Source organism: Paraburkholderia sp. SIMBA_030 (assembly GCF_046535245.1).
Taxonomy (GTDB): Bacteria; Pseudomonadota; Gammaproteobacteria; order Burkholderiales; family Burkholderiaceae; genus Paraburkholderia.
Genome location: NZ_JAWRXB010000018.1, coordinates 155,765 through 182,169 on the forward strand (window position 1 = coordinate 155,765; position 26,405 = coordinate 182,169).

The 26,405-nt window shown below is 61.6% G+C and carries 21 protein-coding genes and 4 pseudogenes; 14 read left to right on the plus strand and 11 right to left on the minus strand.

Going from position 1 to position 26,405, the window contains the following annotated elements; genetic code table 11:
- The first annotated feature begins 134 nt into the window (after positions 1–134).
- Entirely contained in the window at positions 135–929 is a 795-nt protein-coding gene (locus SB772_RS28200) for an MFS transporter (RefSeq protein WP_410836453.1), read from the plus strand.
- Positions 930–1,034: 105 nt separating this feature from the next.
- Here SB772_RS28200 and SB772_RS28205 read toward each other — a convergent pair whose 3' ends face one another.
- On the minus strand, positions 1,035–2,411 hold the full coding sequence (locus SB772_RS28205; RefSeq protein ID WP_410836454.1) for an NAD-dependent succinate-semialdehyde dehydrogenase: 1,377 nt from the start codon (positions 2,409–2,411) through the stop codon (positions 1,035–1,037).
- Between the two features lie 212 nt (positions 2,412–2,623).
- On the opposite strand from SB772_RS28205, the gene SB772_RS28210 reads away from it, so the two are divergent.
- The 3 genes from SB772_RS28210 to SB772_RS28220 all read left to right on the plus strand — a co-directional run bounded on the left by SB772_RS28210 (position 2,624) and on the right by SB772_RS28220 (position 4,747).
- Positions 2,624–3,574: an AraC family transcriptional regulator N-terminal domain-containing protein gene (locus SB772_RS28210; RefSeq protein ID WP_410836455.1), complete on the plus strand. Its 951-nt coding sequence runs from the start codon at positions 2,624–2,626 to the stop codon at positions 3,572–3,574.
- 436 nt (positions 3,575–4,010) lie between these two features.
- A complete protein-coding gene (locus SB772_RS28215; protein ID WP_410836456.1) occupies positions 4,011–4,286 on the plus strand; it encodes a DUF308 domain-containing protein in 276 nt (91 codons plus the stop codon).
- A 110-nt stretch (positions 4,287–4,396) separates the two neighbouring features.
- Positions 4,397–4,747: a cupin domain-containing protein gene (locus SB772_RS28220; RefSeq protein ID WP_410836457.1), complete on the plus strand. Its 351-nt coding sequence runs from the start codon at positions 4,397–4,399 to the stop codon at positions 4,745–4,747.
- 94 nt (positions 4,748–4,841) lie between these two features.
- Here the strand turns inward: SB772_RS28220 and SB772_RS28225 are convergent.
- Positions 4,842–6,313, minus strand: a pseudogene (locus tag SB772_RS28225) (HD domain-containing phosphohydrolase).
- A gap of 534 nt (positions 6,314–6,847) precedes the next feature.
- Here SB772_RS28225 and SB772_RS28230 point away from each other — a divergent pair.
- On the plus strand, positions 6,848–7,060 hold the full coding sequence (locus SB772_RS28230; RefSeq protein WP_410836458.1) for a hypothetical protein: 213 nt from the start codon (positions 6,848–6,850) through the stop codon (positions 7,058–7,060).
- A gap of 116 nt (positions 7,061–7,176) precedes the next feature.
- Positions 7,177–7,488: a DUF4148 domain-containing protein gene (locus SB772_RS28235; RefSeq protein WP_410836459.1), complete on the plus strand. Its 312-nt coding sequence runs from the start codon at positions 7,177–7,179 to the stop codon at positions 7,486–7,488.
- A 297-nt stretch (positions 7,489–7,785) separates the two neighbouring features.
- On the opposite strand, the pseudogene SB772_RS28240 reads toward SB772_RS28235, so the two are convergent.
- Positions 7,786–8,647: pseudogene (locus tag SB772_RS28240) on the minus strand (ISKra4 family transposase); the annotation flags it as partial.
- A 113-nt stretch (positions 8,648–8,760) separates the two neighbouring features.
- Here SB772_RS28240 and SB772_RS28245 point away from each other — a divergent pair.
- Together SB772_RS28245 and SB772_RS28250 are read left to right on the plus strand one after the other, a co-directional pair.
- Entirely contained in the window at positions 8,761–9,735 is a 975-nt protein-coding gene (locus tag SB772_RS28245) for a cysteine synthase A (RefSeq protein ID WP_410836460.1), read from the plus strand.
- Between the two features lie 56 nt (positions 9,736–9,791).
- A pseudogene (locus SB772_RS28250) lies at positions 9,792–9,944 on the plus strand (IS5/IS1182 family transposase); the annotation flags it as partial.
- A 175-nt stretch (positions 9,945–10,119) separates the two neighbouring features.
- Here SB772_RS28250 and SB772_RS28255 read toward each other — a convergent pair.
- Positions 10,120–10,368: a DUF6494 family protein gene (locus tag SB772_RS28255; RefSeq protein WP_410836461.1), complete on the minus strand. Its 249-nt coding sequence runs from the start codon at positions 10,366–10,368 to the stop codon at positions 10,120–10,122.
- A 201-nt stretch (positions 10,369–10,569) separates the two neighbouring features.
- Here SB772_RS28255 and SB772_RS28260 point away from each other — a divergent pair, with 201 nt between their 5' ends.
- Positions 10,570–10,764, plus strand: coding sequence for a hypothetical protein (locus tag SB772_RS28260; RefSeq protein WP_410836462.1), 195 nt, complete (start codon positions 10,570–10,572; stop codon positions 10,762–10,764).
- A gap of 531 nt (positions 10,765–11,295) precedes the next feature.
- Here the strand turns inward: SB772_RS28260 and SB772_RS28265 are convergent.
- Positions 11,296–11,568 (minus strand): annotated as a pseudogene (locus SB772_RS28265) (phasin family protein); the annotation flags it as partial.
- 354 nt (positions 11,569–11,922) lie between these two features.
- Here SB772_RS28265 and SB772_RS28270 point away from each other — a divergent pair.
- On the plus strand, positions 11,923–12,270 hold the full coding sequence (locus SB772_RS28270) for an MTH938/NDUFAF3 family protein (RefSeq protein ID WP_410836463.1): 348 nt from the start codon (positions 11,923–11,925) through the stop codon (positions 12,268–12,270).
- A 95-nt stretch (positions 12,271–12,365) separates the two neighbouring features.
- Here the strand turns inward: SB772_RS28270 and SB772_RS28275 are convergent, their stop codons facing one another.
- The 3 genes from SB772_RS28275 to SB772_RS28285 form a co-directional block, all read right to left on the minus strand.
- On the minus strand, positions 12,366–13,583 hold the full coding sequence (locus tag SB772_RS28275; RefSeq protein ID WP_410836464.1) for a polyhydroxyalkanoate depolymerase: 1,218 nt from the start codon (positions 13,581–13,583) through the stop codon (positions 12,366–12,368).
- A 423-nt stretch (positions 13,584–14,006) separates the two neighbouring features.
- Positions 14,007–15,407: an ATP-binding protein gene (locus SB772_RS28280; protein ID WP_410836465.1), complete on the minus strand. Its 1,401-nt coding sequence runs from the start codon at positions 15,405–15,407 to the stop codon at positions 14,007–14,009.
- Positions 15,404–17,065: an FAD-dependent oxidoreductase gene (locus SB772_RS28285; protein WP_410836466.1), complete on the minus strand. Its 1,662-nt coding sequence runs from the start codon at positions 17,063–17,065 to the stop codon at positions 15,404–15,406. The genes SB772_RS28280 and SB772_RS28285 overlap by 4 nt, the downstream gene beginning before the upstream one ends.
- A gap of 715 nt (positions 17,066–17,780) precedes the next feature.
- On the opposite strand from SB772_RS28285, the gene SB772_RS28290 reads away from it, so the two are divergent.
- Positions 17,781–19,193 (plus strand): ATP-binding protein, encoded by a 1,413-nt coding sequence (locus SB772_RS28290; protein ID WP_410836467.1) that lies wholly within the window; start codon positions 17,781–17,783, stop codon positions 19,191–19,193.
- Positions 19,194–19,459: 266 nt separating this feature from the next.
- Here the strand turns inward: SB772_RS28290 and SB772_RS28295 are convergent, their stop codons facing one another.
- From SB772_RS28295 to SB772_RS28305, 3 genes are all read right to left on the minus strand, one after another.
- Entirely contained in the window at positions 19,460–21,241 is a 1,782-nt protein-coding gene (locus tag SB772_RS28295; RefSeq protein WP_410836468.1) for a Rieske (2Fe-2S) protein, read from the minus strand.
- A 1,983-nt stretch (positions 21,242–23,224) separates the two neighbouring features.
- Complete coding sequence (locus tag SB772_RS28300; RefSeq protein ID WP_410836492.1) at positions 23,225–23,695, minus strand: RES family NAD+ phosphorylase; 471 nt, start codon at positions 23,693–23,695, stop codon at positions 23,225–23,227.
- On the minus strand, positions 23,692–24,147 hold the full coding sequence (locus tag SB772_RS28305) for an antitoxin Xre/MbcA/ParS toxin-binding domain-containing protein (RefSeq protein ID WP_410836469.1): 456 nt from the start codon (positions 24,145–24,147) through the stop codon (positions 23,692–23,694). Before SB772_RS28305 ends, SB772_RS28300 begins: the two co-directional genes overlap by 4 nt.
- Positions 24,148–24,797: 650 nt before the next feature.
- Between SB772_RS28305 and SB772_RS28310 the strand changes: the two genes are divergently transcribed.
- The 3 genes from SB772_RS28310 (at position 24,798) to SB772_RS28320 (ending at position 26,401) form a co-directional block, all read left to right on the plus strand.
- Positions 24,798–25,067, plus strand: coding sequence for a type II toxin-antitoxin system ParD family antitoxin (locus tag SB772_RS28310; protein WP_088176933.1), 270 nt, complete (start codon positions 24,798–24,800; stop codon positions 25,065–25,067).
- The gene (locus SB772_RS28315) at positions 25,064–25,384 is read left to right on the plus strand and encodes a type II toxin-antitoxin system RelE/ParE family toxin (protein WP_410836470.1); all 321 of its coding nucleotides are present in this window, start codon (positions 25,064–25,066) and stop codon (positions 25,382–25,384) included. Before SB772_RS28310 ends, SB772_RS28315 begins: the two co-directional genes overlap by 4 nt.
- A gap of 144 nt (positions 25,385–25,528) precedes the next feature.
- Entirely contained in the window at positions 25,529–26,401 is an 873-nt protein-coding gene (locus SB772_RS28320) for a hypothetical protein (protein ID WP_410836471.1), read from the plus strand.
- Positions 26,402–26,405: the final 4 nt, after the last annotated feature.

A 26,405-nucleotide genomic window follows, 5' to 3' on the forward strand; every position in this document is an offset into this window, starting at 1 on the left:
TGACCCGCCGGAAAGGCATGTCGACGAGTGTACTGCAGGGCACCGCGAGCGTAGGTCTGCTGCTTGCGCTTGCCATTGTCTCCATTCTGAAACTGTCTCTCGATACATCCAGTTTCGAGGCGTGGGGATGGCGCGTGCCGTTCATCATTTCCGCGCCTATCGTTGCAGTGGCGACATGGATCCGGCTCGGCATGACGGAGACACCCATTTTCTCTCAGATGAAAGAGGCGGGGCGTCTGTCAAAAAGTCCGCTGCAGGACACGCTGTCGAGTAAATCTTCGTGGAAAGCGATTCTGGTCGCCATGTTCGGAGCACAAGGCGGCACCTCGGTGTCGTTATACACGTCGATCGTGTACATGCTGTATTTTCTCCAGAACGTGCTCAAGGTCGAACCGACAACAGCCAATCTTTGTCTGGGTGCGGCCATATTGATCGCTGCGCCGTTCTATCCAGTGTTCGGGACGCTTTCGGATACGATTGGGCGCGCTCGTGTGATGCTGATCGGCATCGTGCTATGGATCGTTGCCGCATATCCGGCCTTTGCGGGCATCAAGGCAAGTGCATCGTCGGCCCAATGGGTGCAGGTTTCTCTATTGATTGCCGTGTTGGCGATCCTGACGGCGATGATCATGGCACCGCTGCCCGCATTCATCGCCGAATGCTTTCCTCCGCAAAGCCGCACCACGGGTTTCGGACTGGCCCAGCAACTGGGTAACGTTCTGTTCGGAGGATTTCTGCCGCTGATCAGTCTGACGCTCGTGGATTGGACCGGTAACCCGCTTGCAGGTGTCGGCTATTCCATTGCATCGCTGCTTCCTTGTCTTGCGGTAACCTGGGTCTGGGGGCTGAAGCAGGACGCCCGTGTCAGGAGCCTTGAGCGCCATGCAGGGAAGCCTGTTTCCAGAACCGAGCGATTGACGGCACGCTGATCAAGCGGCAGCAACAGGCGCGATTTTTCCATGGATCGCGCCTGTCGTCGGATTCAACTCAGCGTGGCCTATGGATCGACAGCCTCGTCTCCGTCAGCGGGGCGCTCAATCCAGCCCTGCCATCAGCGTGTACTTGACGTGCACGTATTCCTCGATGCCGTAGTAGCTGCCTTCCCGCCCATAACCCGATTGCTTGACGCCGCCGAACGGGACGGACGCTGTGCCCACGGAACCCGAGTTCAGGATGACCATCCCCGACTCGATATTTCGTGAGAGCCGGAACGCGCGGCCCAGATCGCGCGTGTAGGCATAGGCGACAAGTCCATATTCCGTATCGTTGGCTCGCGCGATGACTTCTGCTTCGGTCTCGAAGCGGTAGACAGGAAACACCGGGCCAAAAATCTCGGTTGACTGGATTTGCATGTCATCCTTCAGATCGGTGAGGATGGTCGGAGCGTAAAAGAGCCCGCCTTTTGCATGCAGATGGCCGCCGACTACCATCTTCGCGCCGTTCGCCCGGGCATCTTCGACCAGTTCCGTTACCTTGGAAACCGCCTTCTGGTTGATCAGCGGGCCCACTACGAAGCGGTCCTGCAGTCCCTGGTCGACGGGAATCTCTTCCACCAGTTCCTTCACGCATTGAACGAAGCGGTCATGGATTCCAGACTGCACATACACGCGATTCGGCGAAATGCACACCTGACCCGAGTTGCGCAGTTTTGCGGCGACAAGGCCATTGGCAGCCTGTTCAATGTCACTATCATCGAACACGATGAACGGCGCATTGCCGCCCAACTCCATCGTCATTTTCTTGAGCGTATCCGCGCTTTGACGAGCAAGCAGTTTGCCGATCGCCGTGGAGCCGGTGAACGAAATCTTCTTGATGCGGGCATCGCTCGTAATGATCTGTCCGATCTGTACCGGCTCTCCCGTCACCATTTCGAATACGCCCTCCGGAATGCCGGCGCGACGTGCGTATTCGAGAAGTTTGTAGGCGGTCAGCGGGGTTTCTTCCGCCGGCTTCATGATGATCGTGCAGCCGGCGGCCAATGCGGTAGCCACCTTCCGGGTAATCATCATGAACGGAAAATTCCACGGCGTGATCGAGGCAACGGGGCCGACTGGCTCCTTGGTGACGATGACTGCGGCACCCTGTGCATGTGTCGGGATAGTGTCGCCATAGACGCGTTTCGCTTCCTCAGCGTACCATTCGACGAAACCGAGTCCGTATTCGATTTCGCCAAGTGCTTCGCTAAGACACTTGCCGTTTTCCCGGCACATCAATTCGGCAAATGCGCGCTTATCCGCACTGACGAGATCGAACCATTTGCGCAGAATGTCGCTGCGTTGTTTGGCGAGCAGGCGCGACCACGCAGGAAATGCGGCACAGGTACGATCGATCGCCGCGCGTACCTGGGATTCGGAATGGTGCTCGACCTGTCCGACGACACTGCCGTCTACGGGGTTAAGAACGTCGATCATGCAGCTTTCTCCTTAGGATGATTCAGGGTCTCGCACCGGTACGCGTTGCGGCGTGGCGCCGGTGCATGATCGAATCCTATGCGCGCTAAGAAGATCCGCGAACGCGAGATCGTCTGCATTCCTTGCCTGATCCTATGAGGCGATCGTCATAGCGCAATGCAATGTGGCACACTGCCGTCTCGATAGAGATGACGCTAAACGGGTGATCTGCAATGGAAAGCGAAACGCAGGCACTGGCGCGTGTGCGCGCCGACATGGTGGGACTGCTTCTGGAACTGGCGCCGCGGGAGGGGTATAACCTGACTCCTATGGTCGATATCCGCTTCCTGCGCTCGAACCGGCCGCTTACACGCACGCCGGTGCTTTATGAGCCGGGTATCGTGATTGTCTGTCAGGGCAGAAAGCGTGGTTACCTCGGCGGCACGGTGTACGTCTACGATGCGCAGCACTATCTGGTCGTCGCCTTGCCGTTGCCTTTTTCAATGGAGACCGATGCGACTGACGAAGAACCATTACTCGCAATATATTTGAGACTCGATATGAGTCTTGCCGCCGACGTTCTGACGCAGATCGACAAGCGTGATGGCTTGGTCGCGGTCGAGCCTCGTGGCATGGCCACCACACGGCTCGATCTCGCGCTCGGCGAAACTGTGCTGCGATTCCTGCGTGCTATGCGTAATCCGCTCGAGGCCGCTGTACTCGGTCCGGCGTTGGTTCGGGAGATTTATTTCCGCGTCTTTGTGGGCGAGCAGGGCGGCTCGATGCGCGCCGCCCTTAACCGGCATGGCAACTTTGGCCGTATCTCGAAGGCACTCAGAAAGATTCATTTGAGCTATGCGGAAGCCTTGTCGGTTGAGGATCTTGCTGCTGAAGCAAAAATGAGTGTGCCGTCCTTCCATGCGCACTTCAAGGCAACGACCAATACGTCGCCGTTGCAATACATCAAGTCGACACGACTGCATCAGGCGCGTCTCCTTATGGCGAGGCAGGGCATGACCGCGGCCGCAGCGAGCGCGCAGGTCGGCTACGAAAGTCCTTCACAGTTCAGCCGTGAATTCAAGCGGCTATTCGGCGGTACACCGTCGGAGGAGATCGTGCGTATGCAACGGCATTTTGCAGTGCCTGACGCCAGTTTGTCGTCGCCCTTCGTGTCGTCTCATTGAAGGCACCAGCGAGAAACATCGGCTTGCCATCTTTTTCGGCGGATCACCTGGACATGTCCCCAACTGCTGGGTGGCGACGGTTACTGTTCGGCAGAACTGGGAAAGATCTCAAAATGCCCCGAAAATCCACCGCGTAAAAATTGATAACAGGTTCTCCGTGGGATCGCATGTCCCGCCTCCAGAGGCTCTCGACGAACGCATCAAGCGTGAGGCGAAAACCCGCAGATCTGACGAGTACTGACGCGGTTCAGCCCGGGCTAATCTTTCCAGCGCGGATTGATCCATACGTGACTTCCGGGTTGGGTCGGTCATTTGACCGATGCCTCAGAGATCAGTCGAATGCCATGCTTGCCGTTGGGGCTACGACGACGGTCGATGTGACGGAAGTCAGGTTCGCTGGTGTAAAGCACACATGAATCCCTGGAGGATGAGTGCAATGTCGGTTCATCAATTCGTTGTTGTCATGAGTGTGAGCTGGCTGCCCCGAGCATTCGGAGTTTGGGCCGCTTTTTCAGGATTTCTCCAGCTCTGCCATGCCGTCCGCCACTGGAAGCGCTCCGGCGCACAATGGGGAATGATCTCGAGCGGCGCACGGTCGGCGCTGGCCGGGGCGCTGCTTTTCAGCCAGGCCATGGGCGCTGTCTACTTCCTCATCGCAGGGTTGTGGTGGTCGGTGGGCGGATTACAGCGCAAGTGGGCCTGGACGTCGTGAACAACCAACGAACCTGACGGACGGTTGCCGCCCGGTTCGTCCGGCATTCCGCCAGGTCTTGACAACCAGAACCGCGAACAACACGCTATCGACTCGCATTGGAGAATGAGATGGATGACAAGGATATTCTGGATATTCCGCTTGCCAACGGCAAGGTGCAGTATAAGACGCTCTTGCGCGAGGAAGGCTGCACGATCCTGCAAACGACGGTTCAAGCCGGTGGTGAGACGCAATGGCATCACCACACGAACGTCAGTGATCGGTTTCTCGTGGTCCGTGGCGTCTTGACCGTTGAGTTGAATATCGACGGCCATGTTCAGAGCACCAAGGTGCGTGATTTTTACTCGGTCGATCCGGGCACCGTTCACCACGTCAAGAACGAATCGAACGATGAGGTCGTCTATATCATGGTCCAGGCGGGCGGCGAACCGGACATTGTGCTGGCCGGATTGTCTCGCTGAGGCACGCCGGGAAGGGGGCGCGCAGTGCAACGAGCGACGCGCGTACTGGATCACGCGAGTGCTGTCTATGGTTCGGGCACGCAACGCCATGCATCTAGATCAAGCCCATCGTCGACGCCTTGAGCGTCGCTGCCGCGCGTGTCGAACACTCGAGCTTGCGAAACACGCTCTCGACGTGGGTGCGCACCGTGCTCGGACTCATTGTCAATTCCTGCGCGGCTTCCTTGTTGCTCGCACCTCGCGAGATCGCGCGCAGGACGTCGATCTCTCTCGCAGACAGACGCGGACCATGCGGCGCACTCCTTGCCGCGCGCCTGGCGATGGGGACGCGTTCCGCCACCAGCGCATTCACCACCTCGCGGCATAGCCGGCCATTTGCAGCCTCGCCTTGCAACAGGTGTGCGGCAGCCTCGTCGGCCAGCGCGGCGCGCCAAGGCCGCGTCGAGCGCAACGCAACCCACGCCACCGACGCAGCCAGCACACGAGCCTCCAACGTCAGTGCCGGATCGGGCGCGCCGCGAAAATACCCCGAGCCGTCTTGCCGCTCGTACGCATATGACGCAAGTACGGCGGCTTCGCCCAGCGCGCCGGTCTGCTTGCCGGCGCGCTCTGTCCAGTACGGCACCAGCCGCACCTTTTCCCAGGCGCTCGCCGACAAAGGCGTGGGTAGGTTCCACACATCGTTGGGCACGGCGGCCCTGCCGATGCCATGAATCAATCCTGCCCGATATACGAGCGCGCGTGCTGCGTCATCCGACGTGAACCGAGCGTAACATTCGGTAGCCGTCATTGCGACCGCACGCGAAAAGCCTGTCATCCACGGCAATTTCAGATCGATGACGTCGGCGATCAATTCCGCCGACGTCGTCCGTTGCATATCGGATGTCGCCAGCACGACGTCAAAATCAGCCAGCGATGTGCGCTCCAGTTCCGTCAGCCAACTCCCTGCGTGGCGTGTCGCTGTCGCGACGAGGTGCGCCGGATACCGCGCGCCGGAGCGTTGTTCGATCAGCGCAAGCGCCGGTTCGACGCCGTACGTGCGGCTGAACACCTCCAGATCGCCGGCAAGCGCAACTATCAGCACGGATATCGGCACCCTTCGCGTGCGAGTTGCGCGGGCAGGCCTCTGCCGTCCCACGTTTCGAAAATGTGGCGCAGCGCCGTTTCGGTCGCTTTCGAAAGACCCAGTATTCGCGCGACCTCGCCGGATACTTCGCAGTGAGTTTGCGCAAGTGGCATCATCGCGGCGCCGACTCCGCCAATCGCCTCGGCGATGCCGGGCCTGCCCTCAAGCATCGCGGTCCGGATCGCGATGTCATCGCCGAACATTTTTGCGAACCCTGCCGCGTTTGCCGTGCAACCCGACCAACGTAGCAGCGACACCTCGCGGACCGTGTCGCAAGCCGAGGCCTCGAGTCCGGCCGCGTGCGCGAGCCGCGCTGCCAGCCACCCGGTGCGCAACGAATGGTCGGTCGGCTGTCCCATGCTCAGATCGCCGATGAAAGCGAGTGCTCTCACGGCATCGAATATACGCAGCGCGGCGTGGCTGGCCTCAAGATCGAACATCGGATTGGGTATGGAACGTCACGAGGATGGGCTAACAATCATACGCGACGATACGGGGGTGCTGCACGACAGTGCTGTCCGATAATATCGGCATTCGGGTCGAACGACCGATGCCAAACGGCATTGTCAGTCACAATACGAAGTACCCAAAATAAACAGGATGTTGGGCGATCTTTGTTGCAACGAGGCCAATGCGACCGACATCGGACCGCATTCAACCGGGCGGCTATACTCGTCGCCGCCGCAGACTGAAGTGAGTTGAAGCTGTCTAGAGGAAACCAGCCCGAAGGAAAGTGAGAGCGATGCGATCGAACGGGCAGCCATTTGCGTCTCCCGATTCATAGGGAAAGAAGCGGTCGCGGTCGGGTGTGTCTGGCAGATCCGGGCCGCAGCCGGTCCAGATTACCACCACTGACGTTCCGCGCAACGGGCCGCCGAGAACGCCCATCGAGCAGAACGCGCACCGGGCCTACGTCGGCTCTCCGGGCGTGACGATTGCTTGGTCGTTGGTGTCATTCCAAACAGTGAGGCGTTATGGCAGAGCAACACAAGTCCGGCGAAACCGTTAAAACGTCCGGGATTTACAAGGTGGTGAAGGACGGCGACGGCGGCCCGGAATTTGAGGTGACATGCGTGGAAGGCGAGCACTTTCCGCCAACCCGCTCCGGCAAAGGCGCGCACTACGAGTTGGTCCATGGCGCGACGCACTCGCACAAGCACAGCGAACTTGGCAGCGACGACAGGTAGATATCCGCCGGCAGGATGACGGAGGCTTCATTCGAGGGACGAAACGACTCGAGGTGGACGCTGGCCGCGGCGGCATGCCACCGCCCCTAGCGTGGTTGCAGCGAAGGACACGTACTATGAGCACACGGGAGACATTTCGGTCGACACTGTCCGCTCTGGCGCTTCTGCTCGCCGGTTGCGCGGCCGGCGGCATGCCGTACACCGGGCCGCACCTCAACCCGACAGAATGCCGCGACCTCGCGGCGCTAAGGACAAACGCGCCCCCGACGATGGCGCAACACCAGAGCGAACTGGCTGCCCTGAGGAAAGCCGGCTACGACCCGTCACCATGGAATGACGACCCGTACTACCCAGACGATCTACAAGCCGCACAACGCCTGGTCGACTATTGGTTCCAAACGGAGTGCTCCCAGTCTGAACCCAGCTGAGACGCCAAGGGTTCTGACCTGTAGTTCTCCCGTCGAAAGACGACGACGGGAAGGGGTACCTGGTACGGCGACCTGGGCCAATGCGAGAAGGCAACGCGTGAGGGTAAAAAGCTTTGAACCGCCAGGTCTGATCGTTCCGTTCAGCGACGACGTGCAGCCGAATTAGTAAGGCAGTCGTTACGGTCGCGCGGCCGTGAGCGACTGGCTCGCGTCGTCCAATGCCTTTTGCAGCAGCAGCGACCAGGCGGCAACATCTCGCGGGGCGTGGGACGCAGACCGGCCAGAAGGCGCCGTTCACGCGATAGCTTGATCGACGCGTCGCAACATCCGACCGATGTGCGCCCAATCGAGGATCCACTCATTATCGTATGGGAGGTCGTTGGCGACGCCGGCCAAATCTCGTGCTCCATCAGTTAGTACAACGACTTCATTAGGGTCCCCGTATCCACTGTCCTCCAGGAATCGCGTCATTTCTTCATTCAGTCGCTTGGTGCGCGGCATGGCGGAAGCCCACACTCGTGGTTGCTCACCGGCATGGCCCACAGCGGCAACGACGACTGCAATCGACGATGACCGGCTCCCGGCTTCTGCGCGATTGTCCTTGCCGGATCCCTTGCGATTGCACCGTGCGCGACGGACATAGCCGACGTCAATGTCACGCTCCGAATTCGGTTTCGTCATCTCGCACCACCGGCGCACAGGCTGTGCGTGCTGTATCGATGTTCCGATGGTCACGGTGTGGTTGCGGATGGTTACATGATTGTCGCGGCCTGAGGTGGGTAGCAGAAGGTCCATGACGGCCTTGGCTTGCCGATAGGGCATCGTGGCGCCAAGCTCCGCGTGCAGCCATCCCAGTTCACCGGTGCTTGCCTCCGTCAGGTAGTTTTTGAGCGGAGAAACATATCGTGAGCCGTCAGCACCACAATTGCAGGCCTTCCATCGTTCGCGGCAATAGAAAACCTTTCCCAGCGCGGTCTTCAGCTCCGAGCAATGACTATCGTGCAGGCGTACGCTGTACGCCGCAGTCCACACAGGATCTACGCGACGCGCAAAAACGTTCGATCTGCCCGACAACGAACTCCTGCTGCACACAATTGAGCAATGACTTGCCTTCGGCGAGCGACAGTCCCACGTCTCCGGTTGTCTGGTCTTCGAAAGGGCCTGCAAATTTGCACCCGAGCCAACTGAACAGGGGTAGCGCCCGTCGGGGTGATCGGCCTATTCTGGAAACATCCGCCGTTCGTCACGATTGAGCGCGTCCAGGGGAACATCATGAATATACAGAATGGTTTCGTCGACTGCATTGGCAGCACGCCGCTGATCCGGCTTGCCAAGCTCAGTGCGGAAACGGGGTGTGAAATTCTCGGCAAGGCGGAATTCCTGAATCCGGGCGGATCGGTGAAAGACCGCGCTGCCCTGTATATCATCCAGGATGCCGAGCGGCGTGGCGTGCTCAAGGCTGGCGGCACCGTGGTGGAGGGCACCGCCGGCAATACCGGCATCGGGCTGGCGCATATCTGCGCCACGCGTGGTTATCGCTGCGTGATCGTCATTCCGGAGACCCAGTCGCAGGAAAAAATGGACCTCCTTCGCGTACTCGGCGCGCAGGTGCGTCCGGTGCCGGCGGTGCCGTACAGGGATCCGAACAACTACCAGAAGATCGCCGGCCGTCTGGCGCAGGAGATGGAGAACGCTATCTGGGCCAACCAGTTCGATAACCTCGTCAACCGGCAGGCCCACTATGAAACCACCGGGCCGGAAATCTGGCGCGACACGGCGGGTACGGTGGACGCTTTCGTGTGCGCTACAGGGACGGGTGGCACGCTCGCCGGCGTCGCGCGCTTTCTCAAGGAACAGAATCCGGCGGTGAGAACCGTGCTTGCCGACCCGCACGGCAGCGGGCTGTACAGTTTCGTGAAAACGCGCGAAATCAAGGCGGAAGGCAACTCGATCACGGAGGGCATTGGCTCCAGCCGTGTCACTGCTAACCTCGAGGGCTCGCCGATCGACGACGCGGTGCGGATCGATGACCAGAGTTGCGTCACGATGGTGTACCGCCTGCTGCGGGAGGAGGGGCTGTTCGTGGGCGGCTCCAGCGGCATCAATGTAGCGGCAGCCGTCTGGCTGGCGCAGCAGATGGGGCCGGGCCACACCATCGTCACGCTCCTGTGCGATCGTGGGGACCTGTACTTTGCCCGGCTATTCAATCCCGCCTGGCTGATGGAAAAAGGGCTCGTGCCGGGTTGAGGCGGTGACTTCACGTTACGCATCTCCCGCGAACCGGCAGGGTTCTGCTACTGAACCAGACGATCGCCCGTTTCCGCAAAGACAACGGCAAAGCAATCCGGGCGGTCTGCCGCCAGTTTGTGAAGCTGTGCGAGCAGTTGGATCTTTTCTCCGATGCCCTCGTCGCGATTGATGGCAGCAAGTTCAAGGCGGTAAACAATCGGGGCCGCAAGCGCCCGATAAGCTGCGCACCATACTGCGAGGAGTAGCTGCCCGGCTTCGAATCACAAACGTTCGGACCAGCCCGGAATTCCTGGTCAGCCCCCATTGCAGACGGATTGGAAATGCAAAGGGGCGTGACCGCTGGGGCGGTGGGCGCGATGGGCCGTGGCGTACCTCGCGCTCTTATTCGAGCCTGATTAAGTCCTTGAATTCGACTTTCAGCTTGACTTCCGGAACTTCCAACGTAACTTTCGCGGGAAAAGATTCCGTTCCTGCGATGGCACCGCTAGCAATGGCCTTGGCCACTGCATGCTCGATCTCACGCTGAGAATTTACGCCAACCATTTTTAAGAACTTACGTACATGCGGACTGCTCTGCCGGCGCACGTCATCTTTACCGATGCTTCGTGAACAGCGTACGTTTTTCTGCATAGCGTTAACACCGCTTTAACCATCCGGCGGTTCTTCGATAGAGTGCGTCCTCTACGGCTACACACTCCAGCAGACATCGCCATCATCTGGCCATCGTCCCCTTGCGCGGGGGCACGCGCTGCGGAGAGATACGACTAGCGACGGTTGACTTCTGATGCAGGTCCGCCGCCACAACATCATCGTTGATATTCGGAGACGAAAATGCTCAGCCCGCATGAGTTCGCTACTCTATTGCTCGTCAAGGACACCCCAGATCAACTCCAAATGGATCGCGCCGAGCTGGACGCGCTCCTCGAGCGTCAGCTCGTCACGCTGGAAAGAATCGCGTCGGGGAATAAACGTCCTCAGTTGACCGACGGGGATTGGCTCGTCCAGGCCGTCGCACGGACCCATTAACCGGGCACGAGTAATTTGCCGAGTTTCGGCCTGCCGGGCGGGGCGGCAGCTCAGGGGGCAGTGTTCGTTTTATTTAACATCGCCCGCCGCGGTTTACAAGCGAATCATGCGCCGCTAACTAAATGCTGCGCATGAGATGTGGGGAAACCTTAGGTTCTGGCGCAGATTCCATATAGAGAGTATTTGGCTGCCGCCAGATTTCAGCGGCAGCTTCGTCGTCGCTGACTGCAACTGCCCGGCAGGAGCCCGACGAGATTGATGAACTCGATGTCGAGTTCTGAGCCGTACGGGGCGAAACGGCTTCAATCTCACGGCAACATCGCCGCCGTAGCCGACGGCGGTGCGCGGCGTGCCCGCTGGGCCGCCGGGATTCGCGCCCGGTTCACGGACTGACTCATCCGTTTCCCGAAAGACGTCGGTGACGGCGACCGGGCGCTGAATGGCAAATCCCAACACGAGGAGGCACCGGCAGACGATCAATACGCTCTACAGCGTCCGGGCGACGGCTGCTGCGCAAACGCGCGTCAATTGTTACTTCCTCGCGGCGCGCGACGCTTGCTCGACGGCCTGTTGCGTCGCTTTCGATGCAGCAGCCGCCGCCACGTTGAAGTTGCCTTCGACGATTTCAACCGCTTGCTGCGTGGCCTTGTGAACCGTTTCGTATGCGGTGTTGGCAGCCGTGATCGCCGACTGCATCACGGCAACGGCGGCTTCCGAACCCGTGGGCGCGCTCTTTGCGATGTCGTCGACGAGCGTTTGCACCCGGCGGCTCTGCGCCTCGTATCGCGCCTCGGCGACCTTCGCCGCCCAGCCGCCCGATTTGTGTGTTCTCACGCGCGATGTCTGAGTTGCAATCGCCTTGCCGCATACGGACCTGACGGTACCCAAACAATTCGAAACCCGGTTGGGCATGGGGCGCTCCGCCCAGCAGGGCAAAGCGTACCCAGTTGGGAAAGTTCGAACCGCGTTCTGCTACACGGCGACCGGACGCCGAGCCATCTGTCGGCGCTTCACGAAACGCTTGCTTACCCCTGGCGGTCGCCGACGGGACACATTCGCGCAACGCTGCCGCCAACCTATAATGATTGTGTTGGACGACCACTCTGTTGGGTCTTGGCGCAATGAGTGGCTACAGGCACAAAAGCGGCGGAGATGGGCATGCGCTTCGAAGCATTTTCCTTTGGTTCCATCCGTATTGATGGCGTCACCTACCAGCATGACGTGGTGATCGAGCACGGACAGGTTCGCAAACGCAAGAAGAATCCATCCAAGGCGTTCCGCGAGACCTTTGGGCACACACCGCTGTCATTGGCGGAGGACATACCCTGGAAATGCCGGCGGCTGGTGATTGGTACCGGCACCGGGGCGTTACCGGTAATGGAAGAGGTGAAGCTCGAGGCCCGGCGTCGGCAAGTCGAACTGGTCATCCTGCCGACAGCAGAGGCCATCGGCAATCTGAAGGAGCACCCTGACCAGGCCAATGCCATCCTGCATGTCACGTGCTAGGCCATTTGGCGTGGCAGGTTGCTCACGCTGACTCCCAGTCATGAACCACCAGGCCGGCAGCCGATGGTCGGACGCATTGGCAGGAAGTAGCTGGCTTACCCCAAGTGGTACCGATAAATCAGATCGCGTATCTGCGGATATATCTGCGTGCGCCAGCTACTCCCTGAAAAGATGCCGTAGTGACCGCATTCCGCCACCGTGATGCAGTGTTTGCGCGCTGCGTCGATTGCCGTACAGAGATCGTGCGCAGCGTGAGTTTGACCAGCTCCGCAGATATCGTCCCGTTCACCCTCGACCGTGATCAGAGCTGAGCCGCGAATTGCGTCCGGACGCACATGCTCGCCACCCACCCGCCAGGTACCGCGAGCCAGGCAAAATTCCTGAAAAACTACCCGGACGGTTTCCAGATAGTAGTCGGCTGTCATGTCGAGGACGGCGTTGTACTCGTCATAGAAGCGGCGATGTTTGACGCTCGCCTCCACGTTGCCCACCGACACATCGAAGTAGTAGTCGACGTGTGCTTTCAGGTGGCGATCGGGATTCATCGCCATGAAGGCCATATGCTGGCGGAATCCCGGGTACACACGCCGACCGGCGCCGGCGTGGCGACTCGGTACTGTATTGATCAATGTGCGCGCGAACCAGTTGAGTGGTTTGCTGGTGGCCAGCTTGTTGACCACGGTAGGACTGCGGCGCGCGTCGACCGGTCCGCCCATCAGGGTCACGCTCACGGGTGTAGGCTCGCCTCGCGCCGCTGCAAGGGCAACGGCGGCGAGGACGGGGACCGTGGACTGACACACCGCTACTACATGAACGTCCGGGCCGAGGAAGTCGATGAACTCACGCACATAGGCGACGTAATCATCAAGATGGAACGTTCCTTCGGAGATGGGGACCTGGCGCGCATCGAGCCAGTCAGTGATATAAACATCGAAATCCGGCAACATGGCCCGTACGGTGTCACGCAGGAGCGACGCGTGATGACCCGACAGGGGAGCGACAAGTAGAACGACGGGATGATTACAGGTGGACACGCGCTCGAAGTGAACAAGTTGGCACAGCTCTTTCTCCATCGCCACGGCCTCGATCACCGGCACCTGCTCGCCATCGACGACGGTCTCGGTCAGCCCGAACTGCGGTTTTGTATAGCGCTTGTACAGTCTCGCCAACAAGTCGCAGCCCGCGGCAATCTGTCGGGACGGTGTCGGGTGAAACGGGTTGCCGGCGTGTGTGAGGGTGTTCGCTGTGACTTGAAGCCAGGGAAGGAACGGAGCCCACACTGCTCTCTGCCATTCATGCAACTCATACAACATTCGGGGCCTCGAAAAGTCATGCAAATCGAAAGACCGATGAAACGTCTGTCGCGTTAATCGGTTGGCCATTGTTAGCGGCTTCACGGGACGTCTGCGCAAGCAGCTATGGACATGCCCGCCAAGCCTTCTCAATCGGCGGCATCGACGACGATCATACGTGTGCCGAGCGGTTGTATCGGTCGGGAAGGACGGATAGTGCAGCCGATATCAGCTGAATTTTTCGTAAGGTATTCCCTACGGCAGGGATGACGGAAAGGCCTGTTTGAGAGGGGTACGTCCTCCGTTTCGGGTCTGCACGTCCTGCTGGTACTGAACTGCCTGGTCGCCCGGCCCGGGATGGCGAAACCGCGAGCGGGGAATTTCGGCGATCGCCGCGATCTCGATCAGCAGTTCAGGCCGGTATAGCGCACTGGCGTTCCTTTTCTATCTGCTCGCCGCGCCTCGCGGCGCAAGCGGCAGGCGGACCTGGAACGTCGTGCGGCCCGGACGCGAATCGACGCGGATCTCCCCGCCGTGCTGCTGGACCACCGTCTGGTACGAGATGTCGAGACCCAGCCCCGTGCCCTGGCCCAACGGCTTGGTCGTGAAAAACGGCTCGAACAGGTGCGGCATCACTTCCGGCGCGATGCCGGGCCCGTTGTCGGTGATTTCGATCACGGCATCGTTCGCGTCGCGGCCAGTGCGGATGACGATCTCTCCCTTGCCCGCCATCGCGTCGATGGCATTGTCGATCAGGTTGGTCCATACCTGGTTCAGCTCGCTGCCATACACCACCAGCTGCGGCAGGCTGCGGTCGTATTCCCTGCGCACGGTGACCCCGTGCTTGAGCCGGTGGTGCATGATGGTGAGCGTATCTTCGATGCCGTCGTGGAGATCGACCGCCTGCTGAGGTGCCTGGTCCATGTACGAGTAGGACTTCATCGCTTTGACGATCTCAGAGATGCGCACCGCGCCGCGCCGCGTTTCCTCCACCAGCGAACGCAGCTCCAGGGTTGCCGCGAGCCACCGGATGCCGGCCGCAAACTGTTCCTCGTTCAGGCGGGCCGCAAGCGGTTCGAGGTCCGCGGGCCTGATCCCGATTCGCGCGAGGCACGGCGCCATCAGCCATGGCCTCGCGATGCCGAGCTTCGCCAGCCAGTCGAGAAGCGCGTCCTCGGCCTCGCTCTGCTGCAACGCGTCGGCGGCGGGGCCGTTCCCCGGTCCCTTGCGCGCGCCGAGGCTGTCGAGCGCGCTCATCGCGTCCGGCGGAATGGTGCTGTGACTGAGCGCGACCGCCGCATCCTTCAGCATCGCGAGTGTTTCGACCGCGCAATCCGCCGTGCGCGCCACCGCCGCCGACGGATTGTTCAGCTCATGCGCGAGCCCGGCCGCGAGGGTGCCTAATGCGGCCAGTTTCTCCCGGTTGCGCACGGTCGCCTCCAGGGCGGTGAGGCGATCGAGGGAGCTACGGAAAATCGACCGGCTGAAGGCCTCGGAGGCCACCAGCAGTTCCTTGAATGCGCGTTCCGGAAGCAGCGCCAGGTGGCCGTCGGTTGTGGCGGCGACCGTGCCCGGAGAAGGCGTACCCGCGAGCAGGGATGCGCCCCCAAAGAAGCTTGGCGCGATGAACCGGTTAGTGGGAATCTGCTTCGCTCCGGAAAACTTCGTGGCCTGGCACTCTCCTTCGAGCACGACGAAAAAGACGGGCTTCGTTTCGCCTTCACGTGCGAGAAGCTCCCCCGCTTTTACGTCGACTTCCGTCAGGTGTTCGCCCAGCCACCGCAACTGTTCGTCCGCCAGATCCGCGAAGGGCGGCACTTCGCGCAGTTTTGCAAGGTCGATCATAGGGTGGCCAGGTATTGATGAACCAGATGCACGGTGATCGAGCCTTCGCCCACGGCTGCCGCGACGCGCTTGATCGAGCCGGCGCGCACGTCACCCGCTGCAAAGATGCCGGGCACGCTCGTCTCCAGCAGGAAGGGGTCGCGAGCCAGCGGCCAGCCCCGCGGGCGCTTGCCGTCCGTGAGCAACGCGGGCCCGGTCACGACGAAGCCGTAGTCGTCGCGCTCCACGACATTGCCGAGCCATTCGGTGCAAGGCTCGGCACCAATGCAGATGAACAGGGCGCCGGCCGGGACGACTTCGATCGCGCTGGTGTTGACATCGCGCAACGCAATTTCCGATAGATGGCCTTGTCCGTCGACGCTGTCCACCAGGGTATGAGGGCGCACGCTGACGTTCGGCGTCTCGTCGATCTCGTCGATCAGGTAGCGCGAGACCCCGGCACTGAGCGACGGGCCACGGCACACGATCACCACATTGCGCGCGTACTTGCAGAGGAACATCGCGGCCTGGCCGGCCGAATTGCTCGCGCCAACCACATAGATGCCCTGATTCGCGCAGCAGACCGCTTCGGTCATCGCCGCGCCGTAGTAAACGCCCGCTCCCGTGAGACGCTCCACGCCGGGTGCGTCGAGCTTTCGGTACGACACGCCGCTCGCCACCACGAGCGCGTGGCAACTCACCTCCGAGCCGTCGGAAAGGGTGACGAACTTGTAGGGACCTTCCACCCGTGTGCCGACCGCCCGCTGGGTCAGGATGATCTCGGCGCCGAATCGCTTCGCCTGGGTGAGGGCGCGCCGCGACAGCTCCGCGCCGCTCACGCCGGCGGGGAACCCGAGGTAGTTCTCGATGCGGGAGCTGGTACCCGCCTGTCCGCCCGGCGCTTCGTGCTCGATGATGGCCGACCTCAAGCCCTCCGACGCACCGTACACGGCAGCCGCCAGCCCGGCCGGTCCGCCGCCCACGATCAGCATGTCGTAAAAGGGCGTGGTCGAATGGGTGACGAGTCCGACCTTGTCGGCGATCTGCGCAATCGTCGGGCGGCTCAGCGCCGAGCCGTCCTCGAAAATCAGCACCGGAAGCTGGCTCGCGGCGGCGTCGAGTGAACTCAGCAAGACGTCAGCCTCGCCGCCGCCCGCCACGTCCAGCCATTTGTATGGAATATGGTTGCGCGCCATGAAGTCGCGCAGCTGGTGGCCCTGGGGCGACCAGCGATGGTCGATCAGGCGGATCCCCTTGAAAGTGCTGCGCCACGCGGTCTGCCAAGCTTCGAGCAGATCGTCGAGCACCGGGTAGAAAGTGAGCTCCGGCGGATGCCAGGGCTTCAGCAGGTAATAGTCGAGCCGTACCTTGTTGATCGCGCGGATCGCGACGTCGGTGTCGGCGTACGCCGTCAGCAGCACCCGCTTGGCTTCGGGAAACAGCGCGATCGCCTGCTCGAGGAACTCGATGCCGCTCATTTGCGGCATGCGCTGGTCGACGAGGAACAGGGCGACCGAGCGGTTCTGCAAGCGCAGCTGATGAGCCGCTTCGAGCGCTGCCTGCCCCGATCCGGCACGCACGATCAGATAGTGCTCGCCGTATCCGAGCCGCAGGTCGCGCGCGACTGCGTCAACCACTTCCGGGTCGTCGTCGACCGCGATGATGACGGGCTTGTCCATGTAGTTTGCGGACTCGATAGCGGCGCCGGCCAACGGACTGGACATGATCGAATGCGAGGTCGGCCGGGAAACGGCTGATCTCATGCGGCCCGCCGCAGTGCACTTATGACTCTACAAGCCTAGCACTTTGGTCCGGGGTTGCCAGATCGGTCTTTGTGGCGTGCTTTTCCGCCTGCTTCACGGCCCGCCTTGCAGCCGGATCTTCCTGCCGGTTTTTGCGCGCAACGCGTCGACCCGGGCCCCGTCCAGCGGACGCAGCGTGCGTCACCGATGTGAGGGCTGCATCGTTCGTCCCCGTCGAGATCGAGCGGCAACTGGAGCAGCGCATCCCTGCGCGCTGCTCCGCGAGCGCCGTCGCCTTCGTTCATCGCAATGCGCAGCACATCGGGGTCCCCTTGTTTTTCACCCCGCCGAGACCCGCATCAATCCAAGGCCTGCCTGCGCTCGCCGGATCGAACGACGTCTGACGTCAACCAGAATATCTGGCATCACCCAGAATGCATATGATAGGTACAGGCGGGTGGGCTTCCAACACCCAATAATGGGAACAATACACGGGAACATTCGCCTGCTGTTTCGCGCGCGATGCGCAGTCAATGGGGCTGACCGGGCAGATGTCGTCCAGGCTGGAGGCCTCGGCCGTGCGCTCGCGGGAAACGACCGGATGACGGCACAGCTTCCTCGCCTGTATTTACTCGCGAGGCGGGAGCGAATCATGATCGAACTCGACGAGCTTGGCAGGATGCCGGTCTTTGCGGACCTCCCGCGTGAGCGTCTGCAATGGCTGTGCGACAACCTGACCGAATTCGCCGCCAAGGCGGGGGACGTGCTCATCGAGGAAAGTGAGATGAGCACCAGTCTGCTCCTTCTGCTTGAAGGAGAGGTCAGGACGACGAGACGTGCCGAAGGCGAGCTTTCCACCGAACGCTACGTCGCACCCGAAATCTTCGGCACACCATGCATGGTTGCTTCAATCCCCTATCCGGCGACTCTGAGGGCTGCGACCGATTGCCGGGTTGCGCGGCTTCCGGAAGTGGCCTTCCGCGATTTGTTCGTGTCGTGCGGCTGCTTCACGCGCGTCGTCGCCCGCGTGATGACCGACTGGCTTACCGCGCTCGAAACGGCTGGACGCAATCGCGAGAAACTGGCCGCCCTGGGGAAGCTCTCGGCCGGGCTCGCGCACGAGCTGAACAATCCCGCGTCAGCCATGACGCGGGCACTCGACCACATGCTTGGCGGACTTGCGGCGATCGAGGATTCAGCTCTGGCGCTTGGCTTGCGCGCAGTCCCTCGCGAGGCCGTCGATGAACTGAGAGTCCTAGCCGCGCGCAGCGCAACGCAGGCCGGCGCGAGTGCCGCGGATGCGCTGCGGCAAGGCGAAGCGGAGTCGCTGCTCGGTGACTGGCTTGCTACCCATGGCGTATCAAAGCCGTGGCTGGCGGCTCCCTGCCTTGTCGCGCATGGGATCACATCCGATGCGCTCGGGCAACTGGCTGCCCGCCTGAACGCGGAGCAACTCGACGCGGCCGTTTCGTGGATCGCCCAGGTCCTGGAGCTTCGCTCGGTGATGCGCGAGGCGATGCGCGGCGCGGCCCGGATCTCCGATATTGTGAAGGCCGTGAAGTCCTACTCGTACATGGATCAGGGACCGCGGCAGGAAGTCGACATTCACGACGGCATCGAAGATACCCTGACCGTGATGGCGCATGAACTCAACCCGGGCATTGTGACTGTGCGCGACTACGACCGCAGCCTGCCGCGTCTTCCGGTGTATGGCAGCGAACTCAACCAGGTGTGGACCCGGATCATCGAAAATGCCGTCGAGGCGATGAACGGGCACGGCGAACTGACTGTTCGCACGCGCCGCCATGCGGACCATGCGATGGTCGAGATCATCGACACTGGGCCCGGTATTCCGCGGGAAGTCGTGCCGCACCTGTTCGAGCCTTTCTTTACGTCGAAGCAGACCAGTCAGGCGCAGGGGCATAGCCTGGGGATGGGGCTGCATGTCGCCTATCGTATCGTGGTCAACCGGCATGGCGGTACGATCGAAGCCTGCTCACGTCCGGCCGAAACAGTTTTCCGCGTGACGTTGCCGCTGGGGAAGAAGGGGACAGACATCGTTTGAGCCGACGAAAGCAGCTGTCGCGATTCTCCCGCGACTCCGGCAGGCCTGATCGTGCGTCCCGCCGACAGAGTCCGTCATCATCAAGAGCAATACTGTTATCGTGGAACCGGCCTTCATTCAGGAGCTCTGGTCTTTGATTAGTGGAAGACCGTTTGACATCGAAACCTGCCGTTGCCGCTACGATGCCTCAAGGGGCCGCTCCGGGTCGGGAGCGCCAGTTCGCTGTACCGGGAGCCGTTGCAGGCGTCGATCATCGGCACGCGTCGTCACGACGCTCCAGCCCCCTGATGGATCACGACGCCGCGCATCAAGCGCCGGGCGATGTCCGCCGTCTGCAGCGCCCCGCGTTCGGTCGGTGAATGGGCGGCGAGATAGCGGGCGACCGCAATGAGGACGTGCCGGCCCTCGCCAGTATTACCCCACGCGGTAAACTGCCGGACTCCGGCCTCCAGCATCTGATAGGCATGGAAGCCAGCATCTTCGCGCAGCACAGCAAGCGCAAGCGTGGCGATCAGTGCCTGTGGCGAATGGCCGAGTGTGAGATGTCGCGCCACCAGCCTTGCAGCAAGATCAACCTGTCGCTGCCTGTCAAAGGTATCGAGCAAGGCGGCGCGGATCGTCTCCACATCGGCAGGGAGGTCCTCGAGTTGGTCGCTGTCCTCACCTGGGATGCGGGCCGGCGGCACATTCAGATAGCGGGCAAGGTAGAGCGCCATGGCTCCGTGCATTATGGCGCGCACGGCCGTGACGTAACCGTCGATGTCGGCAGTCCCGATCCGCCTGAGCATCTGATGGACCGCGTTAGCGTAGGTGAAGACGTGGTGCGCCGTCTCCCAGTCGGCGTGCTCGTTGGCATTGCCGAAGCGGGCCACCCGCAGCGCCGCTCCGTAAGCAAGGGATCGTCCCAGGTCAGCAGGAGTTGCGCCTGCGCGGATCGCCGCCTTCAGCGCATCGATGATCTTCGCTGGATCGTCACCGAGCAGCTCCCGGGCGAGCGCCGCATGGTGCGACCATCCGCGCACGGTGCGCGCGGCAGCGAACAGTTCCGGCATCTGGCTGGCTGATTCCTCGCACAGCGCAACAAGATCAACGGGCTGGCGCCAGGCGGTCGATTCCTCCGCGCCGCGGGCGGCCACCATCTGGCCGACGATAGTAGGCAGCAAAGCTGGCGCGTGCTCCCAGCCGATCATGTCGAGGCACTCGAAGGCCTTGTTGATGAAGTCGAGCGAATGACCGGTGTCGGCAAACGCCTTTTCAGTCGCGGCCGAGAGCAGGGCATCGGCAAGCACAGGTGGCGAGACACCGGCCGCAATCGCTGTCAGCAGGGTGCGTTCGGCCGCTTCGCGATGGCGCACATTTGTCCAGAGGCGCAGCCAGCGCTTGAGTGCGGCCGGCTCCGGCCGGCTTCCAAGCGGCGCACGTTCCCGCCGCGGCGGCTCGCCGTCGCAATCCGCCGCTACGCGGCGCGCACCATGGAACATGGCAAGATAGGCTTCGTCCTCTGGCAGGAAGGAGAAGAGATTGGCCAGCGTCGTCAGTATCGTGAGACCGACACCCCAGCCGTCGCGGTTCTGCGCCCCAAACAGCGCCACCTGCCGCACAATATCGACCATCGGCACGTGGGCCGCGAGCTGACCATGCACGGCCTTGGCGATGACGAGATCGAGGTCGTGTGCGAGGCCGTCCGCAAGCCGCTGACGCCAGTGCGCCGCGGGATCGGGACGACTGAACGTGGCCGTTACCCAAACGTCGCCATTGCGTACCTCGACCGCGTAGATGGGTATATCGTCTGCCCACAGGTCGAAGGTGCAGCCGCTTTCGAGATCGAAGCGGGCGTGGTGCCAATGACAGGTCAGGATGCCGTCCTCAACGCTGCCGCGCTCGAGCGGGAAGCCCATGTGTGGGCAACGATTATCGAGGGCGAAGACGCGCCCGCGGTCGTAGATGACGAGGATCGGACGATGACCACCTTGTACAACCCGCCGCCCCTCCGCCTTCAGCTCTTCAAGGCTGCCCACGAGCACGAAATCCTTGTTCGGTGCATCCATGGCATACCTCCTGCACGCGTCCCTTCAGGGCCATAGTAGACGCCCGCGATCTCCTGTCAACTTTCGGGCATAACACGATATGCCGTGGTGTGGCTGAGCGCCCACTGCAAACACACAGCTTCGCCGCGGCATTTGTGAAACTGCCATCTCGCGCTACGGCGAAAGGCCAGAAGGTTATCCAGACTACTCCGCAGCGTTTATGGCCGCTGCTGACGAGTTGTTCCCTATTTTGGCGGCCTTGCCAAACGATGCGCCTGCGTTTCCACACGGTCTCGGTCGGGAAGAGGCGTTGGCCGACGGCTCGCGCCTTCCGAAGAGTTCTGTCAGCGTGTGCAGGTGAACAACGACGAGGGACCGCCCGTTAGCGGCTTGTGCGCACCGGGTTGACGGCTTTAGCGCTGCCGCCGAGCATGGAACGACGGCAGGCGGTAGCACCGCAGTGACATGCGTACTGGGCCCGGATGTCGTCGGTGATCTCGCTGTCGACCTCAAGGCCGTAATCGATGAACAGTTCGTCGCCAGGCGCGATGATATCCGACCAAATGGGTTACCGCATCGAATCCAACGCGCTCCGTACTGCGGCCAGTTCACGCCGACCGCTTTGCGACGTAGCGCACCTTTGCTTGCATCGATTGCCACGAAGGCATCACCGGTCGCGGTCGATCATGCTGCCTGTTCGGTGCGTCAAGTTGAGATCTTTCCCTGACCAACTGGCGGTGCGGTATGACCTATGCTGCGCGAAGTGTTTTCGACGCATGAGGACGTCACCATGTGTGTAGCCAACTTTTCTTGTCATTCCCGCGGCCAGGCTCATACGCCAATGCCGCCCGAAGTGGATCCGGATTCGCCCCCGCCACCGGACATCGATCCTGATCCTGTTCCTCCGAACGGACCACCAGATCCGGTGGGCGACCCCCCAGACGTCATTCCGCCGGAGCAGTATGCGCAGTCAACGGTCGGCTGAGTCGCTCGCACGCGGTTCCACGCTCAAGCGTATTGGCCAGGACCGGCCTGAAAGGTAGGGAAGAGACGCCAAAGGACTGAATCAGTGAGGAAGCGTTTCCTCGTTGAACCGCGGTTTGGATCTTGCCGGTGCCGAGGAGCATCAGAGCGAGACCGGAGAGTGTGCGCCTGAGCGCATGCCCGCCGCGTTGCTGGAATTTCTCGAGCGGCTTCGGTCTGTAGCGCCGCGATGGACTTCCTTTGCAACAGCCTCATCATGGGTTTCCTCTCTTGCCGTCCGTTGTGGTTGAGTTCGCGTGATTGATCCGGTTGCCCCATACAATACGACGATGAACAACGCGCCGTTGCGACTGGCCGCAGCGGATGACGATCCCGCGTTAGCGGGCATATCGGGTGTTACGCCCGTTGGTCGCAACAACCCGACCGACTGCATAAACCAGACCAGAGCGCTGCCTTGGCGGCGTTGCCCCTGCCGGTGGCTGCGGGTACGAGTCCGGGCGCGCAATAGAGCAGGCGTATCTCGGCGTGGATGGGGCAGGAAAGACGGGATCGGAGCGTTACCGCCAGGTTGAGAGGGCAGCGGAACACGGTAGAAGCGGGCGATTTTTGCAATCAACTATTACGTGTCAATGCAAGTTATACATGGCATGGTCGGTCGTGAGCGGAGTACGCACAGCGTCAACGCAACTGCAGCACGTGCTGGATCTCATGCGGCCACCTGTATCAGTGTGAATCACTGGCGGTACGAGTCGCGCCGGCTCGTTACCTCAAAACGGGCAACGGCCTTTCCAGCGACCGACAGGAATTGGTTAATTTTTTATGCAGTTCACCAGATATTGTGGGGGATGGGCAATATTAGCCAGGTACAAAAGACCCGAGCCACCGCTTTCGAACGGGGCCGCAGATTTCATCAAGCTGTTCGAGCGAACATCGAACCCAATACCCCCCAAGTTTTTCTAACGCTCGCTCACGGACTTGACAACGTCCGTAACAGTGTCCCGGTGGGGAACCGTTCGGCGATTATGGTCTGCTTAGGAGCCGAAGAATGCGCGGATCCTGACGAACTTTGATCACCACACCGATCGTGATTCGGGCCGCGTCCTCGTGGGCCGGATTCAGAACGTAGTTGTAGGCGAAAGGCATCACGGCGCTCGGGACCTTTAGCAGCGCAGAAGTGCCCGCCGTGAGCCATTCGGTTCCCGCGTCCTGTGTCCATGGCATGTTGTCTCGCCAGTCTGCCGGAAGCGCATCGTCTCCCATTTCCGCGACGGTAACTGTGTCGTCGACTTCCGCCCGCAGGAGTTGGTACGTGTCGGGAAGATCAGCGGGGCTGCCGATTTCCTGATGGACCAAAGTCTCAAGAAGTGCGCCGGCGGGATGCTCCGCAAGATAGACAACTGGCTGGCCAGCGTGGTGCCATCGGCCCGGCGCGCGAAGACCGCCGATCCCCTTCAGATCCGCGTAGTTACTAATTCTCCAAAGGACCATCAGGCGAAGTATCCTTCGTCGATCTGGATCAATGCGTCCTCGACGAGGCGCGCGCCGTGCTCGGTACTTGCCATATCGAGTGCGCTCCTGCGGCCGAACCGTTTCTGGGAGACGCGCAGCCAGTGCATGGCCTTCTCCGGGTTCCCGAAGGCCGCAGTCGCCTGCGCAACGATCCGGGCCAGCCGGATTGCCCGATCGGACTCTTCCGTCGAGAGTCGCTCATGTTGCTGGCGGCGATGAGTCAGGGTGCGTCTCGGAATAATGAACGAAAGCTCATCTGCCTTCAGGCCCTGCGCCGTGAGACGGTCTATCACGTCGACGCCGACACGCCCGGTTGCAAGGTCAGCAAGGTCGGAATCGTTTCTGATACGCGTATCAAGCAACTGTTCAAGTAGCGCGAGTTCCGCGCGGCGCGGGTTTCCCGCACCCGTTGGCCGGAAGGCAATCGTCGTCATGGTCGCTCCGATGGGCAAAATGCCCGATCATTATAGGCGTTTTGCCGAAATCTTGCTGGCGTGGACCAACACCCTTCGGCATTCCTCCTGTCATGCCACTGGCACCTGGATGCAACTAACGGTCTGCGCTTTACCCATGGCGCAAAGTTTTCCGCCCGGCGGACGGCATCGGCCCAGAAAAGTTTTGCAGTCGGGCAGGCCTCCCGTACGGCCCCGGTGATCACTACCAAAGCGGATCTGACGCACAGTAATCGACCTTCTACCAGTCGATGCGGTGTTTTGCCCCGGTCTCCCGATGGCGCTGATCGTCGTCGCTGTTGGGCGACGAGCTTTGTATCGCCTATGGACTCACTATCGATGACGCGATTACGCCCGAACTGATCGCTGACTATGCCTGTCGCTGTGGGGCGAAGAAGTGTAGCGGTTCGATGCTGGCCCCGGCGAGCGGATATTAAGCGTGCCCCTGACAGACGCATCCAGCTTTTCCTTCGAAATGGTTCGCCGCAGGAAGATCCGTCAAGCTGTGCGCCGTCCCGTCCCGTCCCGTCCCGTCGCGCGCAGCCGCTGTCGTCATCTGTGCAGGGCCGGCGCGCCTTGCCAGCACCCCCGTCGATTGAGTAGGATTAAATCCTGTCAGCCTGGAGAGCGCCATGCGTACCACACAGCAGTTCAGCATTACCCTGCCCAACGAGATGGCCGAGCTCATCCGCACCAAGGTCGCCAGCGGCGAATATGCTTCTGAAAGCGAAGTGATCCGCGACGGGCTACGCACCCTCGCGGCCCGCGACAGGGCCATCGAGGCCTGGCTGCGCGACGAGGTGGTGCCTGCGGCCGAAGCGTTGCGCGCGGAGCCCGCGCGCGCGCTCACGCCCGAGCAGGTGCGCGCTCACCTGGCGAAGAAGCGCTCGGGCGCCGCATGACCTACCGGGTGCAGTTTGCCCCGGAAGCGCGGGACCAGCTTGAGGACTTAGAACGGTTCATCATTGAAGCGGGTTCGCCCGTCACGGCGGCTCGTTACGTGGACGCCATCGTGAATTTCTGCCTGCGCCCGCAGACGTTCCCTGAGCGCGGCGTCCCGCGCGATGATCTGTTGCCTGGCCTGCGCGTGACCCACTACCGGCAGCGCGCCGTCATTGCTTACCTTGTGGATCCCGAGGTGGTGTCAATCGTTGGCGTGTTCTACGGCGGACAGGCCTGGGAACCGTCTTTCGCAGACCCGACGGAACACGACCACTGATGACCCGCCCGCACCGTGGTCGCCGACGCGAGCGGTCGGCGCGCAACCGTCGGGTCAGTCGACGAGCACGACAGGCAATTGAGAAGCACGGTCAAATGGAATAATCTCGTCAGTCCGACCAGCCAACTGTTCTGAATCCGACGGATGCAGCTCGACATTTTTAACGATAGCCGCGACGTGATGCTGCGCAATGACGTCCTGTCCGCGTTGCAGCAGTACGATGCCGCGGGCGCGCGGCGCGCGCTGCATGCCCTTGCGAACGAGTATCCCGACGATGTCGCCCAGGTGTACTTCGGTTCGATCGTCAATGCTCTCGAGGGTCGATCGACGGTACCGTTTGACCGTCACGAAGCCGCCCTGCAGGCTCGCCAGGCGCTATCTCACGAAGTCCAGCCCGCAGTCGCGCGCGCGTTCCCGGGGCAGAGCGGGACCACCTGGCCCGCACCGCTCTGGGCGGAATTGGCCAGGCGCGCCGCTGCGCTACCTTTCCGTGCGGACCACGCGGATGCGCACGCGGCGCCGCTCTTCCTGCTGGCTGCGCGGTGGGCCGAGGCCTCTGATGCGATATTGCGCATCGCGTCCTGGCGACGGATTCCAGCGCCGCTTTGCTGGATGACGGAGGCACGCTACCGGCTTGATGGCCTGGACGCGGCCTGGCCGTTGCTGGTGGAACTTGCGTGGCTTTCGCCATCCCGGTTTGACCAGCTTTTGAGCCGGCTTGGCGACGCGTGCGTCAAGACGTTGCGGCGCGCCTTTGATACGTCGTTCGACGGCGCCGGCGACATTGACGATCTCGCATGGTTTCCGGCGTGGGTACTCACGGAAAAGGCCGGCCTCGCATCCCTGTTCAGACAGGCAGAGCCTTCGCGACGCAATGCGCCCGAGCGGGCGGCGAAGATGATGCTCGAGTTACTCAGTCTGGAGCGTCAGGGCCGGCATCACGAACTGCTGGAAACCCGGCGCGAACTGCGGGCGCTCAACACGGCGCTGTATGCCGCCTATATGAAGACGCGCTGAACTG

Coding starts and splice junctions, on each gene's coding strand:
- SB772_RS28205 (WP_410836454.1), bottom strand. CDS start 2,411: ATGATCGACGTTCTTAACCCCGTAGACGGCAGTGTCGTCGGACAGGTC.
- SB772_RS28210 (WP_410836455.1), top strand. CDS start 2,624: ATGGAAAGCGAAACGCAGGCACTGGCGCGTGTGCGCGCCGACATGGTG.
- SB772_RS28215 (WP_410836456.1), top strand. CDS start 4,011: ATGTCGGTTCATCAATTCGTTGTTGTCATGAGTGTGAGCTGGCTGCCC.
- SB772_RS28220 (WP_410836457.1), top strand. CDS start 4,397: ATGGATGACAAGGATATTCTGGATATTCCGCTTGCCAACGGCAAGGTG.
- SB772_RS28230 (WP_410836458.1), top strand. CDS start 6,848: ATGGCAGAGCAACACAAGTCCGGCGAAACCGTTAAAACGTCCGGGATT.
- SB772_RS28235 (WP_410836459.1), top strand. CDS start 7,177: ATGAGCACACGGGAGACATTTCGGTCGACACTGTCCGCTCTGGCGCTT.
- SB772_RS28245 (WP_410836460.1), top strand. CDS start 8,761: ATGAATATACAGAATGGTTTCGTCGACTGCATTGGCAGCACGCCGCTG.
- SB772_RS28255 (WP_410836461.1), bottom strand. CDS start 10,368: ATGCAGAAAAACGTACGCTGTTCACGAAGCATCGGTAAAGATGACGTG.
- SB772_RS28260 (WP_410836462.1), top strand. CDS start 10,570: ATGCTCAGCCCGCATGAGTTCGCTACTCTATTGCTCGTCAAGGACACC.
- SB772_RS28270 (WP_410836463.1), top strand. CDS start 11,923: ATGCGCTTCGAAGCATTTTCCTTTGGTTCCATCCGTATTGATGGCGTC.
- SB772_RS28275 (WP_410836464.1), bottom strand. CDS start 13,583: ATGTTGTATGAGTTGCATGAATGGCAGAGAGCAGTGTGGGCTCCGTTC.
- SB772_RS28280 (WP_410836465.1), bottom strand. CDS start 15,407: ATGATCGACCTTGCAAAACTGCGCGAAGTGCCGCCCTTCGCGGATCTG.
- SB772_RS28285 (WP_410836466.1), bottom strand. CDS start 17,065: ATGGACAAGCCCGTCATCATCGCGGTCGACGACGACCCGGAAGTGGTT.
- SB772_RS28290 (WP_410836467.1), top strand. CDS start 17,781: ATGATCGAACTCGACGAGCTTGGCAGGATGCCGGTCTTTGCGGACCTC.
- SB772_RS28295 (WP_410836468.1), bottom strand. CDS start 21,241: ATGGATGCACCGAACAAGGATTTCGTGCTCGTGGGCAGCCTTGAAGAG.
- SB772_RS28305 (WP_410836469.1), bottom strand. CDS start 24,147: ATGACGACGATTGCCTTCCGGCCAACGGGTGCGGGAAACCCGCGCCGC.
- SB772_RS28310 (WP_088176933.1), top strand. CDS start 24,798: ATGCGTACCACACAGCAGTTCAGCATTACCCTGCCCAACGAGATGGCC.
- SB772_RS28315 (WP_410836470.1), top strand. CDS start 25,064: ATGACCTACCGGGTGCAGTTTGCCCCGGAAGCGCGGGACCAGCTTGAG.
- SB772_RS28320 (WP_410836471.1), top strand. CDS start 25,529: ATGCAGCTCGACATTTTTAACGATAGCCGCGACGTGATGCTGCGCAAT.